The sequence below is a fragment of the Oceanobacillus piezotolerans genome, assembly GCF_003665065.1.
Classification (GTDB): domain Bacteria; phylum Bacillota; class Bacilli; order Bacillales; family Amphibacillaceae; genus Oceanobacillus; species Oceanobacillus piezotolerans.
The window spans coordinates 1-22,373 of sequence record NZ_RCHR01000008.1 but is presented as its reverse complement, the minus strand read 5'-3'; the positions used below and the strand labels follow the sequence as shown (position 1 = coordinate 22,373).

Below are 22,373 nucleotides of genomic sequence, written 5' to 3'. Positions count from 1 at the left end.
CTTTCAATCTTGCTTCTACTTAGTATAGTTAAAAATCGGATGTTCATCAATCTTATTTACTCAAATGATGTAATGATTTCTTCGCAGGTTAACTAGCTGTAAACACCTTAACGAGAAATTATAAGTAGGGGCGGGAAGTAAACAAACCCCGATCCGTACACCATTCTCATACCCTTGTGGTACTTATGTGGTACTATCAATCAGCGGGGAGGAAGGAACCCCTACTAATTGAAGTTGCACTTTATAAATAGTATGAACTATAAATATGCTTTATATCACGATTTGGTGTGGGCAACCAATAGGCTCGTATCTGATTATTTCAAATGGGTCCTAGTGAAATTTAAAAAATTTTACTTGCTCCTTACGTAACGTTAGGTTATATGATAGAGAAGAAATATAACTATTAAAGTAAAGGAATGATAGCATAATGGTGGGACGTTTTTCCATTGGGGAATTTTCTAAGCATACGAAGGTGTCAATACGTACATTACACTATTATGATGAGATTAGTTTAATAAAGCCTGTAAAGGATGTGCGTACTGGTCATCGAATATATTCTGAAGAAAATATTCAAACACTTCATAAGGTAATGACACTAAAAAGCCTCGGTTACTCGCTAGAGCAAATTAAAGAACTGATTTACCGTTCCAGTATGGATATGACTATAATTGAATCACTGCGTATGCAAAAGGAGAAGCTGGAAATGGATAGAGAAAAAATAGATACTTCTCTATCCACGTTAAGGAGAACAATTGCTATATTGGAAGAAGTAGGCGAAGTTGACAGTACTATCCTGATGAGTATTATCGCGGGGATGCAAACGGAGAAAGAGCAGCGAAGCTACGCAGAAAAACTAGTGGATAAGGATATTGTTGACCAATATTACGATGTGTCCGAAGATATTAAACTGGAATTAGAGAAAGCGTCCCTTAAGTTTTATGAAAGAGTGAAACAGTTAGCAGAAAAACCGATACATCACGAAGAAGTTCATGAGATGCTTCATGATTATTTTTCCCTGATATTTAAATTAACCGGAAAGGACGAATTTCAAGAGGCGCTTGCAGATGTTGTGTCAAAGATAGAAGATAAAGATGACGATTATCTAAATGAGATAGCAGATGAGTTGGAGCGTACTTTTCCATCTCCATTAACAAAAGAAGAGGAATCTTGGCTAGAACAGGCCATGTTGCACTACTTAAAATCAATAGATATTTTTTCTGAAGGAGAAGAGGAATGAAGGAAAAGCAAAGTGAATTAGGTGCATTTATATCTTTACTTCGGTCGGCGAATATACCGAAGTTGGCATTAATAGTTGGGTTAATTGGAAGCATTATTACCATGCTGGTAGGATTATCTATCCCCTTACTTACAAGGGAGTTGGTGGATGGGTTTGAGGTTGAGGCATTAAGTGCCACATTAATTATCATTATTGTCATTGTATTTATTTTACAGGCAGTTGTCGATGGGGCTTCCACTTATTTGTTAGCAGCTGTTGGTCAACGGATTGTTGCCCGTCTGCGAGAAATGATGTGGTTCAAGTTGCTCCGCTTACCGGTTAGCTACTTTGATAAACGTGCAAGTGGTGAATCGGTAAGCAGGGTTGTTAATGATACAGGTATTGTAAAAGATTTAATATCACAGCATTTTCCACAATTTATTACTGGACTAATTACTATCTTCGGTGCGATTATCATTCTCTTAATTATGGATTGGAAAATGACTTTACTTATGCTGGTTGCTGTCCCGGTTACCTTTGCGATTATGATGCCATTAGGAACTAGGATGGCTAAGGTTTCCAAAGGACTTCAAGATGAAACTGCTGCTTTTACAGGTGAGATTCAACAAACCTTAAGTGAAATACGGCTGATGAAAGCATCAACCGCAGAGCGGGTTGAGGAAGAAAAAGGAAAGGAGGGGATTAAAAACCTATTTGGCTTCGGTCTAAAAGAAGCCCGGATATTTGCATTGATTGGTCCACTAATATACACGATAATGATGCTAGTTATTGTTATTATTATTGGTTATGGCGGAATTCGGGTAGCGGAAGGGTCAATGTCAACTGGATCCCTTGTTGCTTTCTTACTGTACTTGTTTCAAATCATCTACCCTATCACCTCCTTTGCAATGTTCTTTACGGAGTTGCAAAAGGCGAAGGGTGCAACTACTCGAATTATTGAAATCCTGAATGTGCCAGAAGAAAGCGGTCAGGAAGGATTAGAGATGGATATAACGAATAAACAAGTACAGGTATCTCATGTATCCTTTTCCTATGGCGAGGAGCAGAAGGTACTTGAAGATATTACATTTGATGCAAGACCTGGAGAAATGATTGCCTTTGCCGGACCTAGTGGAGGAGGTAAGACAACATTATTTGGATTAATCGAACGCTACTATGAGCCGACAAAAGGAGAAATTAAAATAGGAGAAACTTCTATTCAGCAGCTTTCCCTTCGCTCATGGCGAAGTCAAATAGGTTATGTATCACAGGAAAGTGCGATGATGGCTGGTACGATTCGAGAGAATTTGACATACGGGCTGCCAGAATCAGAGAAGATTACGGATGAACAATTATGGAAGGTTGCGGAAATGGCCTATGCCGATACGTTTATCAGGACTTTTTCAGATGGATTAGATACAGAGGTAGGAGAAAGAGGGGTCAAACTATCTGGTGGACAGAGACAGCGAATCAATATTGCACGTGCTTTTTTGCGTAATCCTAAGATATTAATGCTGGATGAAGCAACTGCAAGTTTGGATAGTCAATCAGAGCATGCGGTTCAAGAGGCGTTATCCCGTTTAATGGAAGGAAGAACCACCTTTGTAATTGCCCATAGATTATCAACCATTGTTGATGCAGATAATATTATTTTCATTGAAAAAGGCAGAATCACTGGAATAGGAACACACCAGGAATTAATCCAGTCGCATGAATTATATCGCCAATTTGCAGAGCAACAGCTAACATAAAAGTAATATACAAGAGAAAGCCATTGAGATATTCCAATGGCTTTTCTTGTAATTACGTTAAACAACCGAAAAAATAGAGTCTTTGATATAATTAAATAAGGATCCTATCTTTAAAGGATTTTGTGAAAAAATTAACAAACGAGGAGATGACTGGAATGGAACGCGGTGTAACCTTATTCAACTTTGACGGGGGTTACAAAATGCAATCCTTCTATTCAAAAGAAAATACAGAATGGGTTGATTTAGAGAACATCCCTAACACGAACTTGTTATGTGAGAAAAATACAATAGAACAAATAAAGAAAAAGCTTAGAAAAAAAGAGCATCGAATTTCGTTTTTAGGCAGTGGAAATTACCATTATGCCTCCACTTTGTTTCTGACGGACATTCGGCGACCGTTTACACTTGTATTATTTGATCATCATCCTGATTCATTGCCAAGTCCCAATGATTCCTTAATATCCTGTGGATCTTGGGTTCTAGAGTCATTGAAAAAACTACCTTTATTAAAACAGGTAATAATGATTGGGATTAGTTCCAAAACATTAGAACATATTCCGTATTTGTATCGAAAAAAAATAAAAGTAATAACAGAGGAAGAATTGCCAAAAATGAATTCTACCTATATGAACACACTCGTTAGTCAGATTCCAACTGAGCTGGTTTATATTAGTATAGATAAAGACGTTTTGCATGAGAGAGAAGCGTTAACAGCTTGGGATCATGGGTCCATGTCACTTGAGCAAGTTTTGGCATTTACAAAACAATTAATTCGAAATAAAGAAATATACGGTCTCGATGTTTGTGGAGAGTTTCCAGTAAACCCTGCAAATGAATACCTTAAAGTAGTGAAAGCGGCTGTGAAGAAAAATAACCAGGCCAATCACTTTATCCTTACTCATGCAATGGATTGGATGCGCCGTAAGTATAAAACGATTGCTTAAAAGATATAGAAAGGTGTCACCGTTTATACTAGGGGGACACCTTTTTAAGCATGATTTATAATTGGCAACCTACCGCGCCTTAGCTGGCAGTAAGTTCCTATTCAAGCTTTGTTGAGGAGAATTACCCCCGGGACTGCACGAATACCTGTAGCGGAGGAAATATACCCGCGGGACAGTATCAAATACCTGGAGCGAAGTAGAATTACTCGCGGGATCGAACGAATACCCGTAGCAGAGAAAATATACCCGCGGCAAGGCATTAAATATCTGTAGCAGCGTAGAATTACTCGCAGGACCACACGAATACCTGTAGCAAAAGAGCTAAATCCGCTACACTGATTAAGTTTACTTTATAAGCTCTGATGTAATAGATGTAAAGCATCTTTTAATTGTTTAACAGCAATCTGTCCAGGGGCAGACGCTTGCTTTGCAGCACCAAACGTTAAAGCAGAGCCAAACACTTCTCCCGCTAACCGGCTTATAACGCCTTTGCCCGCCATGGACATTGTAATAATTGGCCTATTTGCGTGGCTCTCAGCCATTTCTCTTGTGGCATCTAAAAGGGTAATGACATCTGCTGTATTGTTTGGCATAACAGCAATTTTCGGTAAATCTGCACCAAGGTCTTGGGCTTTCATTAGACGGGAGACAATTTCGTTCTTATCTGGAGTCTTATCAAAGTCATGATTAGAAATAATAACGAGAACATTATTTTCGTGAGCGGCTGAAACGAGTGTTTTTATATTTTCCTCATCATTGAATAACTCAACGTCAATAATATCTACTTCTTTTGTCTTTAAAATCTCCAGATTTAAATCTTTGTAGTACTTGGAAGATACTTCTTTTTCTCCGCCTTCTCTAGCGCTGCGAAAGGTGAATATAAGAGGAGCCTTCGGTAATACACTGCGAATTTCTTTAAGGGCTTCTTTTACTTTTTCGATTTCTTCCACCTGTTCAAAAAAATCGACGCGCCATTCTACCACATCATAGTCTAAAGTCGTTAATTCTTTCGCTTCTTCTACTAATTGTTTTGTTGTTTTTCCAACCATTGGAACACAAATCTTTGGTATTCCTTCCCCAATAGCAAGATCTCTTACTTTAACAGGTTTAAACATATTTATTATTCTCTCCTTATAGAGGTGTGGTCCAGGTGAGCTTGTTGCTTACCAATACTTTTATGTATGTACAATCGTTATTGTATTGTGATTATTTTTTAGTCATTTTTTAGCGGACTTATTACACTAATAATAACACACTAAATGGGCGTTTGGATTAATGGTGGTGTCTTATTTTAGGATTAAAAAAGCCGCTTCTACGGCGGCTTCTAAACTATCTAATATGGATTTGCATCATGCCCTTTTTCAATGGCATCTTGTACGGCCTCTGCTGCATGGTCAGCACCAAGAGGATGCATTTCGGCACCGAATTCCGTCTTCGTGTTGTCAGACATCTTGCTTTTCTCTGCAATGCCTTCTCTTAAACGACGTCCGTATTCCTCGTCTGCTTCCTCAGCAAGAGCAATCATTTTATCTTGAATTCGTTTGTCACAGCCAGCTAAGTCGTTAACTAGATTGTTAATCAGTTCGTCCTTTTCCCACTGCTCAAAACGGCGATACGTCTCACCAGCTTGTTTGGTATTATCATTTCTTTCAATCGATTCGCGGACTAGATTGCCTTCTACGTGGGGAGTATATTCTTTTCCAACTTGTTCTGCCTCTTTAAGCCCACCTAGAGTAGATGGTTCATAATTAACATGTAGATTTTGGCCAGGGGCTTTGTCATTATGATAACGGAGCTGCCCGCCTTCTTGGTTGGTTGCTACTCGTTTCTTGGCTGCATTAATTGGCAGTTGCAAGTAGTTCGCGCCTACTCGGTAACGCTGTGTATCTGAGTATGAGAAGGTTCTTCCTTGAAGCATTTTATCATCCGAAAAGTCAAGCCCATCTACTAATACGCCGGTACCAAAGGATGCTTGCTCTACCTCATTAAAATAATTCTCTGGGTTTTTATTTAATACCATTTTTCCAACTGGCAGCCATGGGAATTGGTCCTCGGGCCATAGTTTTGTATCATCTAATGGGTCAAAGTCCAGCTCTGGATGCGGACCATCCTCCATAATCTGGACATGCAATTCCCATTCCGGGTAATCGCCTTTTTCAATGGCTTCATAAAGATCCTGGGTAGCATGGTTAAAGTTCTTACCTTGGATTTCTTCCGCTTCTTTCATGGTTAAGTTCTTAATTCCTTGCTTTGGTTCCCAGTGATACTTTACAAGTACCGCTTTTCCTTCATTATTTACCCATTTATACGTATTCACACCGGAACCTTGCATCATACGATAGTTTGCTGGAATTCCCCAGGGAGAGTAAACAAACGTTACCATGTGAAAAGATTCTGGTGAATTGGAACAAAAGTCGAAGAAACGCTCTGCATCTTGGATATTAGTTACAGGGTCTGGGCGAAATGCATGAATCATATCCGGAAACTTCATCGCATCTCGGATGAAAAAGATTTTTAAGTTATTTCCTACTAAGTCCCAATTTCCATCCTCAGTGTAGAATTTAACAGCAAATCCACGGGGGTCTCGAACAGTCTCAGGAGAATGTAAGCCATGAACAACAGTGGAAAATCTTACAAAAACAGGAGTCTGCTTCCCTTTCTCCTGAAAAACTTTCGCTCTCGTGTATTTGGAGACTGGTTCATCCCCAGCGGTTCCATACGATTCAAAGTAACCATGTGCCCCGGCACCACGTGCATGTACAATTCGTTCTGGTACTTTTTCGCGGTCAAAGTGGCTAATTTTTTCTATGAAATCATAGTTTTCTAATGTTGCTGGGCCACGATTACCTACCGTTCTGATATTCTGGTTATTGGTTACTGGATGGCCTTGTCTCGTAGTTAAAGTATCTTCATTTTCTATATTCGTTTGGTTTGTTGGGTCCTTTTTCATCGATTATCCCCTTTTCATGCGTATTTTACATCATTACATATACTCTCCTAATTATGTTCTCTCATTCATAATGGAATAAAAATATGCATAGGAAAGTAGGGATGGTAAAATAAGGAAGAACAAATAGAGAGGAAGATCTTAATGAATACCTTGGGGATTGCCCAAAAAATGACGCCATCCAATGATCCGTGGGAGGCGTATTTAGATGTAGAAGAATACGGGGAAATGACACTTTCGAATATTGAATTTACAACGACAACGATGTGTAATATGCGTTGCGCACATTGTGCAGTGGGATATACATTACAGGCTAGGGATGATGAAGCACTGCCAATGAAATTGATCATTCAAAGACTTGATGAAATACCGAAGCTCCGCACGTTAAGTATTACGGGTGGCGAGCCCATGATGAATAAAAAATCAGTTAGAAACTATGTTGTACCACTATTGCAATATGCAAAGGAAAGAGGAGTTCGCACACAAATAAATTCCAACCTTACCTTACCATATTCTCGATATGAGGAAATCATCCCTTATTTGGATGTACTGCATATTTCTCATAACTGGGGGACTTCCGAGGAATTTGCGGAAACTGGTTTCGCATTAATGGAACGCAAGCCTACTTTAGAAAATCGTAAAAACTATTTTTATCAAATGGTAGAAAATGCGCAACGCCTCTCGGAAGCAGGGGTTATGGTATCAGCTGAAACGATGCTTAACAAAAGGACATTTCCATACCTAGAGCATATCCATGATCATGTATTAGAAATGGGTTGTACACGTCATGAAATTCATCCAATGTATCCAGTCGATTTTGCAAGCAACCTGGAGATTCTAAGTTTAGACGAGATGCGTATAGCCATACATCGACTGCTTGATCACCGAAGCAAAGAGGTATGGATGTTATTCGGAACGCTGCCATTCTACGCTTGCAGTTCCAATGAAGAGGATCGTAAGTTACTGAAACGGCTTTATAAGGAAAAAAATGTTTCACTTAGAAATGATCCGGATGGCCGTTCTCGATTAAATGTAAATATTTTTAGTGGTGATGTGATAGTGACTGACTTTGGTGATGAAGAGCCATCATTAGGTAATATTCAAACTACTACTTTACCAGAGGCCTATGAACGATGGATGCAATCAAAAACAGCCAAAGCGTTAAATTGCCATTGTCCAGCAGTGAAGTGCCTTGGGCCAAATATCTTGGTGAAGAACGCTTATTATCGAGATGTGAATTTTAAAGAAAGAGCAGCAAAAATAACCAGATAAATCAATTTGAAACCAATGTAACTACAGGTACCGTTTGCTAAAGTCAAACAAACATTTGTTTTAATAAAATATCTCAAAGTATATCTTTCACATTGGAAGGATTCATTTCCCTTTGGTAAACTATAGACTACTGCAACTAGATGACAATTAGATATTTAGTACGGAGGCCAGAATAGAAATGACATGGGAATACTTTCTATCCATAGAGCATTGGACTGAACTAGGTATTGCTTTCGGTATCTTTTTCTTATTTTTGCTATTTCGAAAGCTGTTTACGAAATATGTTTTTGTTTTATTTGTAAGGGTAATTAAAAAAACAAGAATTAACGTGCTATCCAATATTCTATATGCATTTGAAAAACCGATGCAGTTTTTCTTTATTGTTATTGGTTTTCACGTTGCAATTACCTATTATGGACTTAGTCTAGGGTACAATATCTCCTATTTAGAATTTAGTAAGATACTAAAGGTATCATTTATCATACTTGTTACTTGGGGGTTACTAAGGCTTTCTTCCTCATCGTCTTCCTTATTTAGAAAGATTAATGAGAGGACAGATCTAAATATAGATGAAATCCTAATTCCGCTGTTATCAAAAACACTTCAATTTATTATTTTCGCGATTGCTCTAACAATCGTCCTGCAAGAGTTTGGGTATAATATCCAAGGATTTATTGCAGGTTTAGGATTGGGTGGGTTGGCCATCTCCCTAGCCGCAAAGGATACTATTGGAAACTTGTTTGGTGGGATTATCATTATTTCCGAAAAGCCATTCACTATAGGGGACTGGATTATGACACCTAGTGTGGAAGGTACGGTGGAAGATATTACTTTTCGAAGTACGAAAATAAGAACCTTTCAGCAAGCGCTTGTTACAGTTCCAAATGCTACGCTAGCAGGTGAAAATATTACAAACTGGAGTAAGATGGGCAAAAGGCAAATTAACTTTAATCTTGCATTAGCATATGAAACACCGAAGGAAAAAATACAAACCGCTATTCAAAGTATAGAAGCCTTGCTTAGAGGCCATTCTGGTATAGATCAGGAAGCGATTAATGTAAAGTTTGATGCGTTTAATGTTAGCAGTCTGGATATCCTCATCAACTTCTTCACAAAGTCAACCGATTATGATGAATATATCGTGATTAAAGAAGAGATTAACTATCGTATTCTTGAGATTATTCGTGAAGAGGGCATACAATTCGCATATCCAACAAGGCGATTATATGTAGAAAGTGAAGGAGAAAGAGAAAACTCGCTGCGTATGAGAGATGAAAATTAAAAAGTGAATGGGTACAGATTGAGCTTAAGTATTACACCCCAAGTTAGAGTTGAAGCCTAACTTGGGGTGCTTTTTTAAGATAAATGAAAGTATAAACACTCATAACTTTATAATTGCAAATAAGCCGTTCGTCTAAAGACTAAGATGAATACCGATTATTTTATAGTAATATAGACAGTCTCAAAAGCATTAGCCTCGTAACAAGGAATAAGTCCGTGTCTTTTTATGTCTTCCATGTGTATTCGTTTTTGCTGAAGCTCGATATTTATTGAAGATTGAAAAGGGAAGGGGTCCAGGTGAACTGTTCCTTTATCATCCCATAATGGCATAAGTTTATCCTCTGTATTGGCAAATGGTAAGTGTATTCCTTCTCTAAAAAAGAAGTGAACCTCATCCTGCGAAACGCCAGGATCGTTTAAACAGAAATACAACGAAAGGCTGTCAGCGAATTGAAGAAGGGCATAGTGGTATTCAAACAAATGTTTGTTTATCCTGCCCAATTGATGCATTATTTTTTCTTGCCGTAATTTTTCTTTCTCTACAAAGATTTTAGCATCTACTTCAGAATCGCTCATTATAAATTTGGTGTAATGTACACTGCAGAGCAGTGCCGCATATAAATCCTTCTGCTCTACCTCATTGATGCCCATCTCGTAAACCATCACTTTAGCTGACAGAGGGAAATCAGTAAAATCATAAGGCTTATTCTCTTCGATATTCCAAAAGGGCTGTTTATCTACGTATCTCCATCCACAATCGTGTAAACGAACAGCTTCTAACAGGGATGCTTTGTATGTCTCATCTTTTACAAATGAATCTTTTAGATTTTTTATAAGTTCATAAGATACATATGCGTGATGATGCTGTTCGATAAACACAAATTCCTCACTATCTCTTTCTTTTATTATCATTTGCATCTCTCCTTAGTCCTACTATAACCCCTTTTTAAAAAAGAAAAACTTCACAATTTGCTAAAAGCAATTCGTGAAGTTTCTTTTTTTCTGCCCTATAAGAGTTTATCAAAATGAACTTGTTTATTCAGAGCTAATATTATTGGTATCCCTATTGCGAGTACTACGACCTCTCCTATAGCGGCAGTGTACCAAGAGAACATAAATGGCAAGTCAAGCGCTACATAAAGTTCGAAAGCAATGATAAACATATTAAATGAGAAAATAAAGGTATTGGCTACTAAAAGGACCATTACATTTTTAATATATCTGCCAAGCAGGATAACTAGACCTAATGAAACTGCTGAATGAAACGTCCCAAAGATAATATCATACAAGCGCATCGGGGAGAATAATAAATTGGCTATAAACACCCCTGTAATAATACCAAAAAAGAATTTTTTGTTGAATACAACAAGGTGGTTAAAGATTTCCGATACACGGAACTGAACATTTGTAAATCCAAACGGTGCGATTAAACCAGAAACCGCAACATATAGTGCTGCTAACATGGCATTCGCTACCAGTGATCTGTTTTTCATTTTCATCTCTCCTTAGTTTTTTTTCGTGGGATGGTCCCGAACCACGGGCTCTTAAAAAAGGCCAAAGAATAGTATAGTATATTTAGCTTAAAATGAGAAGGACTATTTCTTGGTTGATAAAGAATTGACAATAAGTATTCGTGATAGTATACTAAGTTACATAAAGTAACTAAGTAGAAAATAGTAATTATGAACATAATGGAATTGAAATTCAAATGGATAAATAATAAAGAGAAAAGAGGATACTATAGTGGAAAAGAAATTTTTTGAAAAGCCGAGTATATATGTAGGACAAGTAAATTTAAATGTAACGAACTTAGAAAGGTCTTTAGCTTTTTATCGAGATTTTATGGGATTTAAGGTGTTGGAAGAATCGAATCGCAAAGCGGTATTAACTGCAGATGGGAAAACCCCGTTAATAACCTTGGAACAGCCTGATAATGTTACATCAAAACAAGGTAGAACTACAGGCTTATATCACATGGCAATTTTACTGCCGAGTCGTGCAGACCTTGCAGCCTTCCTAAAACACCTGATTCAAGCAACGAATGGACAAATGCGTTTAGGTGCTTCTGACCACTATGTAAGTGAAGCGTTGTACTTTGATGATCCAGATGGTAATGGAATCGAGATTGCTCGTGACCGACATTCTTCCGAGTGGGAGTGGACTGGTGACCAAGTATCTATGGCTACCGTTGCATTAGATGGAGATGGCCTGCTTGCAGAAACAGATGAACCTTGGAAGGGTATGCCTGAGAATACCTTGATGGGACATATTCACTTACATGTTGCGGATCTTGAGAAAACCGAGAATTTCTATGTTAACGGACTAGGATTTGATGTTGTTACAAGATTTCCTGGTGCATTATTTACTTCTACAAATGGTTATCATCACCATATTGGATTAAATGTATGGAATGGCGTTGGGGCACCAAAACCAGCAGAAAATAGTGTGGGTATGAATTGGTTTACACTTATCTTCCCTGATGAAGCAGCAAGAGCTGAACAAATGAGGAAATTAGAAGGAATCGGTGCAACTGTAACAGAGTACATGAATGATTTTGTAGTTGAGGATCCATCTGGAAACAAGATTGTACTTAGCATTTCTGCATAACGAACAGAAAAATGCATGCATAAAGTAATATAGGATTAAGTGGGAAGGTGAATTCCTTCCCGCTTTGATTTGGAGGATTGAATATGAAGCAGCTAGAAGCATCACCATTTGAGATTGGCATTTATACACTTGGTGACATTGTAGCAGATCCGTTTACGAAGAAAGCAGTCAGTGCAAAGACAAGAATTCAGGAAATTATCGAAGCTGCTAAGCTTGCAGATGAAGCAGGACTAGATATTTTTGGCATTGGAGAGCATCATCGCCTGGACTATGCAGTATCGAGCCCGCAAATGGTCCTATCCGCAATTGCCCAATCGACAAAGCAGATTAAGTTAACAAGCACAACAACTGTTTTAAATACCACCGATCCTGTAAGACTGTTTGAAGATTTTGCAACACTTGATCTGATATCAAATGGAAGAGCAGAAATTACGGCAGGAAGAGGGGCGTTCGTAGAGTCTTTCCCTCTCTTTGGGTATAGCTTTGATGATTATGATGCATTATTTGAAGAGCACTTGCAGCTCCTTCTGGAATTAAATAAGAATGAACGTGTGACTTGGAGTGGGAAATTCCGTTCTCCTCTGCATCAATCTGAAATTGCACCTCGTCCAGAACAGGAGAGTCTTCCAATCTGGGTAGGTGTTGGTGGCACACCTTCAAGTGCCGAGCGTGCAGGAAGATACGGACTAGGACTGACAATAGCCATGATTGGTGGTACACATCCAAGATTTCTGCCATTAATTGATGCATATCACGAAGGAGCTGTACGTGCGGGTGTAAGTCAGGAACAGCTTCAAGTAGGAGTGACAGGGCACGGCTTTATTGCTAAATCAATGCAAGAAGCGAAGGACACTTTCTATCCTTACTACGCTAACTATATGGAATACATGAATAGATCTCGTGGCATTCATGCATCTATGCCTAGAGATGCTTTTGAAATAATGACAAGACCTGAAAGTGTTATGTTCATCGGTAGTCCTCAAGAGATAATAGAGAAGGTCCTTATTCAACATGAACTGTATGGACATAATCGATTTATGATGCAAATGGATATTGGTGGAATGCCATATAAGGAATTGGCCAGATCAATTGAACTTTTGGCAACGGAGGTAGCACCAGTTCTTAGACGTGAAATCGGGAAAAAAGTGCAAAAGAAGGTTCTTGGATAAAATTTTGAGTTTTTGAACACAGTACACACATAATTCATATATAGAATTGTGTGTGTATTTTTATCTAAGTATTGTTAAAAAAGAATCCCGCCTAACACAGCGGGATTCTTCTATTAGCTTTAATACCAAGCAGAAGCAGCCTTCACTTCACTCATTGTCAATTGATGACCGCGATTTTCCCAGTGTAATTCTACTTCAGCTCCTGCATTTTCTAATAAGGTGTTTAATTCCTCAGATTCTTCTGCCGGGCAAATTGGATCGTTGGTTCCAGCGGCAATAAATACTTTTTTACCTGATAAATCTGGAAGGTCAATGCCTCTTCTAGGAACCATTGGATGATGAAGGATGGCTCCTTTTAATGCATCTTTGTAATGGAAGAGGAGACTTGCGGCAATATTTGCACCGTTGGAATAGCCGATAGCAATGATGTTGCTGCGGTCAAATTCATACTTTTCAGCGGCCTCATCTAGGAATTCATTTAGTTCTTTCGTACGGAAGATTAAATCCTCTTCATCAAATACTCCTTCCGCTAAACGTTTAAAGAAGCGGGGCATTCCATTTTCAAGAATATTCCCCCTTACACTTAGTACGTTAGCATCTTGATCTATAATCTCCGCTAAAGGAAGCAAATCTTGCTCTGTTCCTCCTGTACCATGTAATAGTAATAGTGTTGGTTTTGATGAATCTGAACCTTTTTGGAAAATATGCTTCATTATTTCTCTCTCCTTATTTTTAGTTATTTTGGTCTTTCAATAGTAAATGCGTCCCCTATCTTGGCATAATCATGGCCGGCAAGGCGGCTAACAGCACCTAAAATGTCCTTGTTTATCCTGCCTGAATCATAAATGTTTTCAGCTATGTGGTATTGAACGATATTTCCAATAATTAGATCAGTGCCGGCGGGTTCTCCAAGGGTTATTGCCTTTTCTAAACGACACTCGAATCGAACTTTAGCTTCTTTAATTGCTGGAACTGCAACTGTCTCACTATCTACCTGGGTTAAATTAGTATAGTCTATTTCGTTTTCTGAAGGAGCTAGGGAAGCTGCTGTTTTATTAATCTCTTCTACATTTGATTCATCTACAATATGGACAACAAATTCTTTTGTTTCTTGAATATTGCGTGCAGTGTCCTTCAACACTCCGTTTTTCCGTTGAATAGAAACGGAAATCATGGGTGGGTTAGAAGAAACAATATTAAAATAGCTAAACGGGGCTGCATTTACTTTACCGTCTTTTGACTTACTAGTAACGAAAGCGATCGGTCTTGGAATGATACTTCCAATTAAAAGTTTATAATTTTCTCGCTCTGTTAAATCCTTTGGATGAAAGGAAAGCATTCTACTCCTCCTCCTGTAGTTACCTTAATTTTTCTGCCTTTTTACCTATCTGTTTTAATGAGTTGATCAATATTTCCTTTTCTTCGTCAGACACATCTTCGAATACTTCCTCAATGACTTTCTGATGTTTAGGGAAAATATCATCCATTAATGCTGTACCTTTATCTGTTAGACTAATATAAACCACTCTTCTATCGTCCTTGCAGGCAGTTCTTGTTAACAGCTCTTTCTTCTCTAGTTTGTCGATAACATAAGTAATGGAGCCAGTATTAATTAGTACTGCTTCCGATATTTGACGGATTGTTTGCTGTCCTTTGTGATATAATGCTTCTAGTACAGTGAAATCAGAGGTGCGCATTCCATAACTGCTGATGTCCTTTTTAATTAATTCCTCTAACGTTTTGTTGGCTTTTAATAAGACAACAAATGCTTTAAGTGATAAGTTTACACTCATTTTAAAATCCCCTTTAGATTTATATATATTATGAATTAAAGTATTTTTAATTAAGTATAATATACAAAATATCATACCGACTGTCAACTTTTAATATTCCCTATAGAAGATATAATAAATCTTGAGATTGGGAAAGGAATAGCTGATCCTACACTCAGATCAGCTACTGATATGATATTAATCCTTTTGACGCATTTTCAACATCTGCATCCTTGCATTAAATAAGGCGGGGTAAGATAGGTATCCCATCATGACACTTGTAACTACTGCGGCAGTCAGTAGTAAAAATAGAATCAGAAGCTGAAATTGCACGGCTTGAACGGGATCGGCTCCTGCTATAATTTGTCCACTCATCATCCCTGGCAATTGCACGAGTCCAATTGTTTTTTGACTTTCAATTGTTGGAATCGTACTAGCTTGAATAGAATTAATTAATTGTTTATGGATAGCCTGCTTGGGTGTTCCGCCTAAAGAAAGAATGAGTTCTGTCTCATCTTGGTGGCTCTCTACCTCTGCAGTAAATCGATTCAGGAACAAAATAGATAGTACCATCGAGTTTCCAATCATCATTCCGCTAATAGGGATAATATACTGAGGTGTAGCAGGTGTAATTTGAAAACCAAGTAGTATCCCTTGGGTAAGAATTTCTACAAAAAGGTATGTTACTACAAGCTTCCAGGTAATCCCTTTAATGGATGCTCCTTTTTTTCTAGCATTTTGGGTAGCAGCAGTAATCATTAACGCAATCATCAAAATAATATAGATGGGTTGTTCAGAATCAAAAACAAATTGCAGGACATAGCCAACGGCGAGCAATTGGATAATCGAGCGCACGGTAGCAATGAGCGTATCTTTTTCTAATCCCAAGTTTAACGTTTTCGATAATACGATTGGAATAAGTACGAAAATCAAAGCTAAAGATAATGTTAAGTAGGTCATTCCATATCCCCCCTAACAAACACCTTTACTCTTTCATCTGTTGGATTTTTAAGCAGACTACTTTCACCTGATTCAATTAATTCACCAGCCATCATTACCCAAGTGTACTGACCGATAGATAAAGCCTGTTCCAAATTATGGGTAATCCAAATAATCGTTGTACCGTATTTTTTATTAACAGCTACAATCAGCTCTTCGATATCTTGCTGGGAAACACGGTCAAGGGAAGAGGTTATCTCATCCAATAATAGCACCTTTGGTTGGTTGACTAAGGTGCGTGCAATGGAGACCTTTTGTCGTTGTCCGCCTGATAGATCTTTTACATTCCTGTGAAGAAAATCGCTATCTAAACCAACATCCAGCAATAACTCACGTGCTGTTTCCTCGTCTAATAACTCTCCTTGTAATGTGCGAGGGAGGGAAAGATTTTTATATACGGAGCCAGAAATCATGGTGGCGTTTTGTAATGCTAATCCAATCTTTCGTCGTAAGGTAGTTGGTTCATAATCTTCAATTGATTTCCCTTTAATTACAATATCCCCCTTATCAGGAGATATAAGACCGTTACATAATCGAAATAAGGTTGTTTTCCCTGCGCCAGAAGGTCCAACTAAGGTAGTGATTTTACCTTCTGGAAAGGATCCGGTGATGTTCTTTAATATAGGAACCTCATGATCTGAATAGGTAACGTTTGTTAGTTCAATAATTGGTGTGTAGGTATTCGCCATCTAGTTTCCTTCCTTTAATAGAATGATTACATCTTATACTATTATCGGTTATTCTCTAACTTGTTTCTATAAATATGCATAAGGGAAAACAAAACGGCAGATTATCCTCTGCCGTTTTCCATCGCTTTTTTCTGTTGTAGTAATGCCTTAAATTCGCTATCAAGTTCTGGTGAGGCTTCAAGGCTAAGTTTACTCAAAACCTCCGTAATCTTTGTTTCGATAACGAGTAAGTCTTCTCTTTGAATGGAAGGATTGCTAGGTTTTTGATATTCCTTTAGGCTTCCATCAAAAACAGTAAATTTCATATTTTTTAATTCTATAATTTTCGTTGCGACTTTATCTAAAAATCTTCTGTCATGGGAGACAAAGAGTACCGTTCCATTATACTCCACTAATAGATCCTCTAATGCTTCCATCGCCTCAATATCGAGGTAGTTTGTGGGTTCATCTAAGATTAAGGTATTTATATTCGAAACGAAGATTTTAGCAAAGGCGACTTTAACTCGTTCCCCTCCACTTAATACTTCAACCTTCTTATATACGTCTTCTTTTCTGAAATGAAGCCTGGCAAGGATGATCCGAATCATAGTTTCATTTTGAATAGAGGTAGATATAACGTTATCTAAAATAGACTGCCCGGGATCTAGTACATCTAAATTTTGGCTGAAGTATCCTATCTTCACAGAAGGAGAGAGCTTAATTCCTTTTGTTTCCTTCATTATTTTTTTAAGCAGAGTTGTTTTTCCAACCCCGTTCTCACCAATAATTGCTATCTTTTCCCCACCCTTGATAGCTAGATTTAAGGATTCCCACAATAAACGTGTTCCGATACGTCCTTCCAATCCCTCTAGTCTTATGATGGTTCTTCCATGGAGGAAGTCCTGGTTGGGAAGCTCCATTTTCAGTTGGGCAAATTCTATTGGTTTCTCTACTTTCTCCAGCCTTTCTAAACGAGTTTCTAATGCCTTTTTTGTCTTTTGCAGCTTCTTTTGCTTTTTCGCAAAATACGGCTTCGCACCGGTTATGCTCGCTTCCGATTTGCTTACATTCTTAGGCTTTTTGGTTGCCCTTTGCGCTTTTTGTTCCTTTATTTCAAGCGCATGTTCGAGTTGCTTTCTTTTCTGAATATATTGCTCATATGAATGTTCTTGCTTTTTTCTTAATGCCTCTCTTTGATGCAAATAATCGGAGTAGTTCCCTTTAAATTCATTTACCGTCTTATCGTCAATTTCCCATATTCTTGTGCAAATGGCATCAAGGAATGCTCTATCATGGGAGACAATGACTAAGGCTCCATGCCAATGCAAGAATTGTTTTTCTAGTTTTTCAATATGGAGCCGGTCTAAATTGGTCGTAGGTTCATCCGCAAATAGAATGTCTGCTTTCTCGCCTATAGCATGATTAATATGAGATTGCGTTACTTCTCCACCACTTTGTAATGTGTCCGTTTCTTTTAATTGTGGTATCAAAGTGCGGGACGATGCAGTTGAAATTGTTCCCTCATCTACTTGGCGTTTAGCGGCCAATATTTCTAACAAAGTTGTCTTTCCACTGCCATTTTTCCCTACTAAACCAATACGATCCCCTTTTTTTATTTGTAAAGATTCAAAGGAAAATAACAATCGCTCACGCACAGAATAACTGATATTGTTTGCTTCTAAAATGATCATTCTATATCTCCTTTCACTAATGGAGACAACAATAAAAATGCCTCCTAATCGTATCGCAGAATAGGAGGCATGACTCTAATCGGTAGATAGTAAAAGCACTGGTAAATATCTTATACGCAGCATCTGCTTATAATACACCTACCGGTTCCGTGTGAGCTATATACCAATCCTATTCTGAGTGTACTCGGTTAAAGGCATGATAAATAAAGGGCAGATAATGCTCCTAAATAAAAAACCTTTAACTGAATTCATTCGAAAAAATAGGATTAGTATTTCATTTTAAATGGCTCACCCTTTCATGTGTATTAACCTTATTATATGCTACCTTTCTTATTATTGTCTAATTATTTTAAAAGAAGCTTTACATCAAATTATTTTTTGTATATAGTTAAGATACCTAATAATTCTAGGTAGGTGAGAACATGTTTAACCGAGAATTGGTAAAGGGAAGTACTTCACTCCTTGTATTGCAGCTTCTTCAAGAACGGGATATGTATGGATATGAGCTAGTAAAAGAAATGGATCGACGTAGTAACCACAAGCTGCAGATGAAAGAAGGGACCTTATATCCTGCTCTTCATAAGATGGAAAAGCAAGGTTATATTGTAAGTTATAAAGAGGAGCAAGAAAAAGGGCCTGCTCGTAAATATTATCGCATTACAGATGAAGGAACGGACATATTGGCTGAAAGAACAAGTGAGTGGCATCGTTACGTTCAAGTAATGAATAACTTGATTGGACGAAGCGAGTCATGAATGACCCAGCCAAACATTACCTGGAACAGTTAGCTGAGGAAATTGGAGACCATCCTGATAAACAGGAGATACTCGCTGACTACCAAATGCATATTGAAGACTTGCTGGAAGATAGCAATATACCAAGGGACAAAGAGTACGAAGAGTTAGTATTAAGGTTAGGGGAGCCGAAAGATTTAGCAAGGGTTTGGAAGAAGACAACCTCTATTACGCCGAGGAAGACACAGTGGTTGTTTGTGTTTTGCAATATTTTTATTTTTGTCATGGGTATCGCTTTAACCGTACTGTACAATATATTTGAATGGGATTGGATAGAGCAATTGTGGACGGCTTTGACGGATATGCCTACCATTATTATTCTTTTGTACGTGATGTTCTGGGGGCTCCTTGGGTATGAAATTGGGAAAGAGTTTGGAAATCACGGGTTAAGTCTCCTAAGAAAGACTTTCTGGCTATCTATCGTACCGAATCTATTGTTAATGTACTTAGTGGTGTTTAAGCTTATACCACATGAATGGTTTGAGCCCTTACTCAGTGCTCCGTTTATTGTTGTTTGTATAGTGTTTACCATACTTTTATATCCAATAACGTGGCTGGGTTATAGATGGGGGCGAAGAGATTCGGTCTAGCTTCCAATCGAAAGTGGACTATTTTTTTATTTATATACATAGGGAAACTATGTACATAGAATATCTATCTAGGTGGGATGTAGATGAATATTGCAGGAAAGAGAAAAGAATGGATATTTCTTATAGTCTGTTTGGGTTTAGGCTGGTTAGCAGAAATTAGCTTCTTTCATGGAAGAATTGGAGTCTCCTACCCACTATTTATAGTGGTGTTTTACCTCTGTTTCTTTCTAAGGTATAGGCTTATGTTCCAGAATCGAAGAATTGGCGTGCTGCTTATGATCGTTATTTGGACACTTGCAGCTGGATATGCTGCCTATAATGGAACCATGTTTTATGTACTTAACCTGTTGATTATTCCTTTGTTAGTGTTTTTTCATCTTGTGCTTATTACAAGTCCAAAGTATTTGAAATGGGCGAGTCTATTATTTGTTTCTTACCTTTCTTCAAAATGGTGTGACGGAGTGAAGTATAGTATCCGTTTTAGTAAAACGATATTTAAAAAGCTTTCTAGAAATATGGACGCTAAAGCATTACAAGGGATAAAAAGAGTTCTTGTTGGCTTAGTCATTGGGGTTCCTTTATTAATGGTGATTACTAGCTTACTTATGTCAGCAGATGCTGTATTCAAAGAACTCGTCCTGTATATACCTAACTTTATCATGGAGGTTCAATTTCTAGAAGGGTTTATTCGTATGCTCCTGTCCATCGGTATTGGCTTTATGTTTTTTGGTTTACTTCAAGTGTTGCCTAGAAAGAAGGCCATAACCGCTCCAGCTAATTTAATGGAAAAAAGAATAACTTGGGATAGTGTAACGATATTAACCATCTTGATCATGTTAAATGCAGTCTACTTGGTCTTTGTGTTCGTGCAATTTCAATATTTCTTTGGAAAAGAATTGCTGGATGGATACACATATGCAGAATATGCAAGAAGGGGATTTTTTGAACTACTATTTGTTACCGTCATTAATTGGTCCATTATATTAAGCAGTCTTAAATTGGTGAAGGACTCAAATAGGCGTTTGAAACTTACATTAAAAATCATGTATTCCGTGCTTATTGTCGTAAGTGGAATTATGCTAGGTTCTGCTTATCAACGGTTGAGTATGTATGAAACAGCCTACGGATACACGCTTGATAGAATCATAGCACAAGCATTTATGGTTTTTCTTATGATCATTTTTGCATATACATTCATTAGAGTGTGGCTAGAGCATTTATCACTTCTGCACTTTTACCTTATAACAGGGTTAATGTTCTACACCGCATTAAACGTTATGAACATTGAAAGAATTGTCGTAGAGAACAACCTCGATCGATATGAGGAGACAGGGAAAATAGATGTGTATTATTTAAATTCTTTATCCTCAGCAGGAGTTATGGGTTTGATTGAATTATATGAAATGAATCGGGATTATCCAGAATTAAAGGGAATTCTCGAAAATCGAAAAGAGGAATTAGAAAATCAAAAGAACCAAACGTGGCAATCATTTAACTTTGCAAATGAGAAAGCGAAAGATGCATTAAGAGAATTAGAGCTTAAATAAAAAGTGAAATAGGAGGATGATAACAATGGTAAATTTTCCAAAACATATTGCGATTATTATGGATGGGAATGGAAGATGGGGGAAAAGTAGAGGTCTGACTCGAAGTGAAGGACATTATGCCGGTTCACAAGCTATGGAAAAAATTATCGATGCTAGCAACGAATTAGGAATACGATACCTCACTCTATATGCCTTTTCTTCGGAAAACTGGAATAGGCCCAAAGAGGAAGTGAACTATTTAATGCGTCTTCCTATTCGCTTCTTTAAACAAAAGCTTCCAAAATTCATCGAAAGAAATATACGTATTATGGTATCTGGAGATATAGAAGGACTTCCAAACACAACGAAAGAAGTGGTTCTGCGTGCTGTTCATGAAACAGAGAATAATACTGGGTTGGTAGTTAATTTTGCTTTAAATTATGGTGGCAGAATGGAAATCTTAAATGCCGTTCAAAAATTAATACACGAAGCACAACTAAAAGGTATTGAACCAGATAGATTAGATGAATCTTATTTAATGAAGTATCTATACACTAGTAATCTGCCAGATCCAGATATTATTATTCGAACAGGAGGGGAATGCCGAATTAGTAATTTTCTTTTATGGCAAGCTGCCTCAGCTGATTTAGTCTTTAGCAATACTTATTTTCCTGACTTCACTAAAGAGGAACTCGAAGAAATAGTTAATGAATATCATGTAAGGCTGTCGAATATATCGTAGGGAAAAATCCGGGTATATTTCTTGTTGACTTTCTGTTGCTAATAAGATAATATAAATGATGCTGTTCCGAAAAGGGACGAAAAAGTTGAATGAGACAATAAAAAAAGTTGTTGACAATTTCAACTCATAATGATATATTATAAAAGTTGTCGCTGAAAACAAACGAAAATAATTGTTGACATCGACAGAAAGAAATGATATATTAGTAAAGTCGCTGTTGAACGACAGCACACTAAAATTGCTCTTTGAAAACTGAACAAAACAACCAGTATGTTAGGACATGAAGAAAAACTCGTTTTTTCTTTTAAATAGAAGGTAACACTTCTAAAAGCTAAGACATAGAATTGATTGGTGTCAATTCTAACAAACTTTTTTGGAGAGTTTGATCTTGGCTCAGGACGAAC

21 protein-coding genes and 1 riboswitch are annotated in these 22,373 nt (G+C 37.6%); of the genes, 11 read left to right on the top strand and 10 right to left on the bottom strand.

Annotated features, from left to right (window positions below):
- Window positions 1-427: 427 nt before the first annotated feature.
- The 3 genes from D8M04_RS17355 to D8M04_RS17345 all read left to right on the top strand — a co-directional run bounded on the left by D8M04_RS17355 (window position 428) and on the right by D8M04_RS17345 (window position 3,911).
- Window positions 428-1,237, top strand: coding sequence for a MerR family transcriptional regulator (locus tag D8M04_RS17355; RefSeq protein ID WP_121524684.1), 810 nt, complete (start codon window positions 428-430; stop codon window positions 1,235-1,237).
- Complete coding sequence (locus tag D8M04_RS17350) at window positions 1,234-2,967, top strand: ABC transporter ATP-binding protein (RefSeq protein ID WP_121524683.1); 1,734 nt, start codon at window positions 1,234-1,236, stop codon at window positions 2,965-2,967. The genes D8M04_RS17355 and D8M04_RS17350 overlap by 4 nt, the downstream gene beginning before the upstream one ends.
- 122 nt (window positions 2,968-3,089) lie before the next feature.
- Entirely contained in the window at window positions 3,090-3,911 is an 822-nt protein-coding gene (locus D8M04_RS17345; protein WP_121524682.1) for an arginase family protein, read from the top strand.
- 350 nt (window positions 3,912-4,261) lie between these two features.
- Here D8M04_RS17345 and aroD read toward each other — a convergent pair whose 3' ends face one another.
- Both aroD and D8M04_RS17335 read right to left on the bottom strand, forming a co-directional pair.
- On the bottom strand, window positions 4,262-5,026 hold the full coding sequence (gene aroD, locus D8M04_RS17340; protein WP_121524681.1) for a type I 3-dehydroquinate dehydratase: 765 nt from the start codon (window positions 5,024-5,026) through the stop codon (window positions 4,262-4,264).
- A 218-nt stretch (window positions 5,027-5,244) separates the two neighbouring features.
- Window positions 5,245-6,861, bottom strand: coding sequence for a catalase (locus D8M04_RS17335; RefSeq protein ID WP_121524680.1), 1,617 nt, complete (start codon window positions 6,859-6,861; stop codon window positions 5,245-5,247).
- A 141-nt stretch (window positions 6,862-7,002) separates the two neighbouring features.
- On the opposite strand from D8M04_RS17335, the gene yfkAB reads away from it, so the two are divergent.
- Together yfkAB and D8M04_RS17325 are read left to right on the top strand one after the other, a co-directional pair.
- A complete protein-coding gene (gene yfkAB / locus D8M04_RS17330; RefSeq protein WP_121524679.1) occupies window positions 7,003-8,130 on the top strand; it encodes a radical SAM/CxCxxxxC motif protein YfkAB in 1,128 nt (375 codons plus the stop codon).
- A 178-nt stretch (window positions 8,131-8,308) separates the two neighbouring features.
- A complete protein-coding gene (locus D8M04_RS17325) occupies window positions 8,309-9,412 on the top strand; it encodes a mechanosensitive ion channel family protein (protein WP_121524678.1) in 1,104 nt (367 codons plus the stop codon).
- A gap of 155 nt (window positions 9,413-9,567) precedes the next feature.
- On the opposite strand, the gene D8M04_RS17320 is transcribed toward D8M04_RS17325, so the two are convergent.
- Window positions 9,568-10,323: a DUF3891 family protein gene (locus D8M04_RS17320; RefSeq protein WP_158595149.1), complete on the bottom strand. Its 756-nt coding sequence runs from the start codon at window positions 10,321-10,323 to the stop codon at window positions 9,568-9,570.
- Window positions 10,324-10,418: 95 nt separating this feature from the next.
- Window positions 10,419-10,904, bottom strand: a complete 486-nt coding sequence (locus tag D8M04_RS17315; protein WP_121524676.1) for a QueT transporter family protein — start codon at window positions 10,902-10,904, stop codon at window positions 10,419-10,421.
- 6 nt (window positions 10,905-10,910) lie between these two features.
- Window positions 10,911-10,955, bottom strand: a riboswitch (PreQ1 riboswitch).
- A 199-nt stretch (window positions 10,956-11,154) separates the two neighbouring features.
- Between D8M04_RS17315 and D8M04_RS17310 the strand changes: the two genes are divergently transcribed.
- Both D8M04_RS17310 and D8M04_RS17305 read left to right on the top strand, forming a co-directional pair.
- Window positions 11,155-12,018 (top strand): VOC family protein, encoded by an 864-nt coding sequence (locus D8M04_RS17310; RefSeq protein ID WP_121524675.1) that lies wholly within the window; start codon window positions 11,155-11,157, stop codon window positions 12,016-12,018.
- A gap of 83 nt (window positions 12,019-12,101) precedes the next feature.
- A complete protein-coding gene (locus D8M04_RS17305; RefSeq protein WP_121524674.1) occupies window positions 12,102-13,187 on the top strand; it encodes an LLM class flavin-dependent oxidoreductase in 1,086 nt (361 codons plus the stop codon).
- A gap of 119 nt (window positions 13,188-13,306) precedes the next feature.
- On the opposite strand, the gene D8M04_RS17300 is transcribed toward D8M04_RS17305, so the two are convergent.
- The 6 genes from D8M04_RS17300 to D8M04_RS17275 all read right to left on the bottom strand — a co-directional run bounded on the left by D8M04_RS17300 (window position 13,307) and on the right by D8M04_RS17275 (window position 18,317).
- A complete protein-coding gene (locus D8M04_RS17300; RefSeq protein ID WP_187695465.1) occupies window positions 13,307-13,903 on the bottom strand; it encodes an alpha/beta hydrolase in 597 nt (198 codons plus the stop codon).
- 20 nt (window positions 13,904-13,923) lie between these two features.
- On the bottom strand, window positions 13,924-14,526 hold the full coding sequence (locus tag D8M04_RS17295) for a flavin reductase family protein (RefSeq protein ID WP_121524672.1): 603 nt from the start codon (window positions 14,524-14,526) through the stop codon (window positions 13,924-13,926).
- Between the two features lie 19 nt (window positions 14,527-14,545).
- A complete protein-coding gene (locus tag D8M04_RS17290; RefSeq protein ID WP_121524671.1) occupies window positions 14,546-14,980 on the bottom strand; it encodes a MarR family winged helix-turn-helix transcriptional regulator in 435 nt (144 codons plus the stop codon).
- A 177-nt stretch (window positions 14,981-15,157) separates the two neighbouring features.
- Window positions 15,158-15,919, bottom strand: coding sequence for an ABC transporter permease (locus tag D8M04_RS17285; protein ID WP_121524670.1), 762 nt, complete (start codon window positions 15,917-15,919; stop codon window positions 15,158-15,160).
- Window positions 15,916-16,647 carry an ABC transporter ATP-binding protein gene (locus D8M04_RS17280; protein WP_121524669.1) on the bottom strand — a complete coding sequence of 244 codons (732 nt, stop codon included), beginning with the start codon at window positions 16,645-16,647 and terminating at the stop codon, window positions 15,916-15,918. The genes D8M04_RS17285 and D8M04_RS17280 overlap by 4 nt, the downstream gene beginning before the upstream one ends.
- Before the next feature lie 101 nt (window positions 16,648-16,748).
- Window positions 16,749-18,317: a Vga family ABC-F type ribosomal protection protein gene (locus D8M04_RS17275; RefSeq protein WP_121524668.1), complete on the bottom strand. Its 1,569-nt coding sequence runs from the start codon at window positions 18,315-18,317 to the stop codon at window positions 16,749-16,751.
- Window positions 18,318-18,739: 422 nt separating this feature from the next.
- Between D8M04_RS17275 and D8M04_RS17270 the strand changes: the two genes are divergently transcribed.
- From D8M04_RS17270 to D8M04_RS17255, 4 genes are all read left to right on the top strand, one after another.
- The gene (locus tag D8M04_RS17270) at window positions 18,740-19,072 is read left to right on the top strand and encodes a PadR family transcriptional regulator (protein WP_121524667.1); all 333 of its coding nucleotides are present in this window, start codon (window positions 18,740-18,742) and stop codon (window positions 19,070-19,072) included.
- Complete coding sequence (locus D8M04_RS17265; protein ID WP_121524666.1) at window positions 19,069-19,701, top strand: HAAS signaling domain-containing protein; 633 nt, start codon at window positions 19,069-19,071, stop codon at window positions 19,699-19,701. The genes D8M04_RS17270 and D8M04_RS17265 overlap by 4 nt, the downstream gene beginning before the upstream one ends.
- An 83-nt stretch (window positions 19,702-19,784) precedes the next feature.
- Window positions 19,785-21,248, top strand: coding sequence for a DUF4153 domain-containing protein (locus D8M04_RS17260; protein WP_121524665.1), 1,464 nt, complete (start codon window positions 19,785-19,787; stop codon window positions 21,246-21,248).
- A 25-nt stretch (window positions 21,249-21,273) separates the two neighbouring features.
- On the top strand, window positions 21,274-21,969 hold the full coding sequence (locus D8M04_RS17255; protein ID WP_121524664.1) for an undecaprenyl pyrophosphate synthase: 696 nt from the start codon (window positions 21,274-21,276) through the stop codon (window positions 21,967-21,969).
- Window positions 21,970-22,373 lie beyond the last annotated feature (404 nt).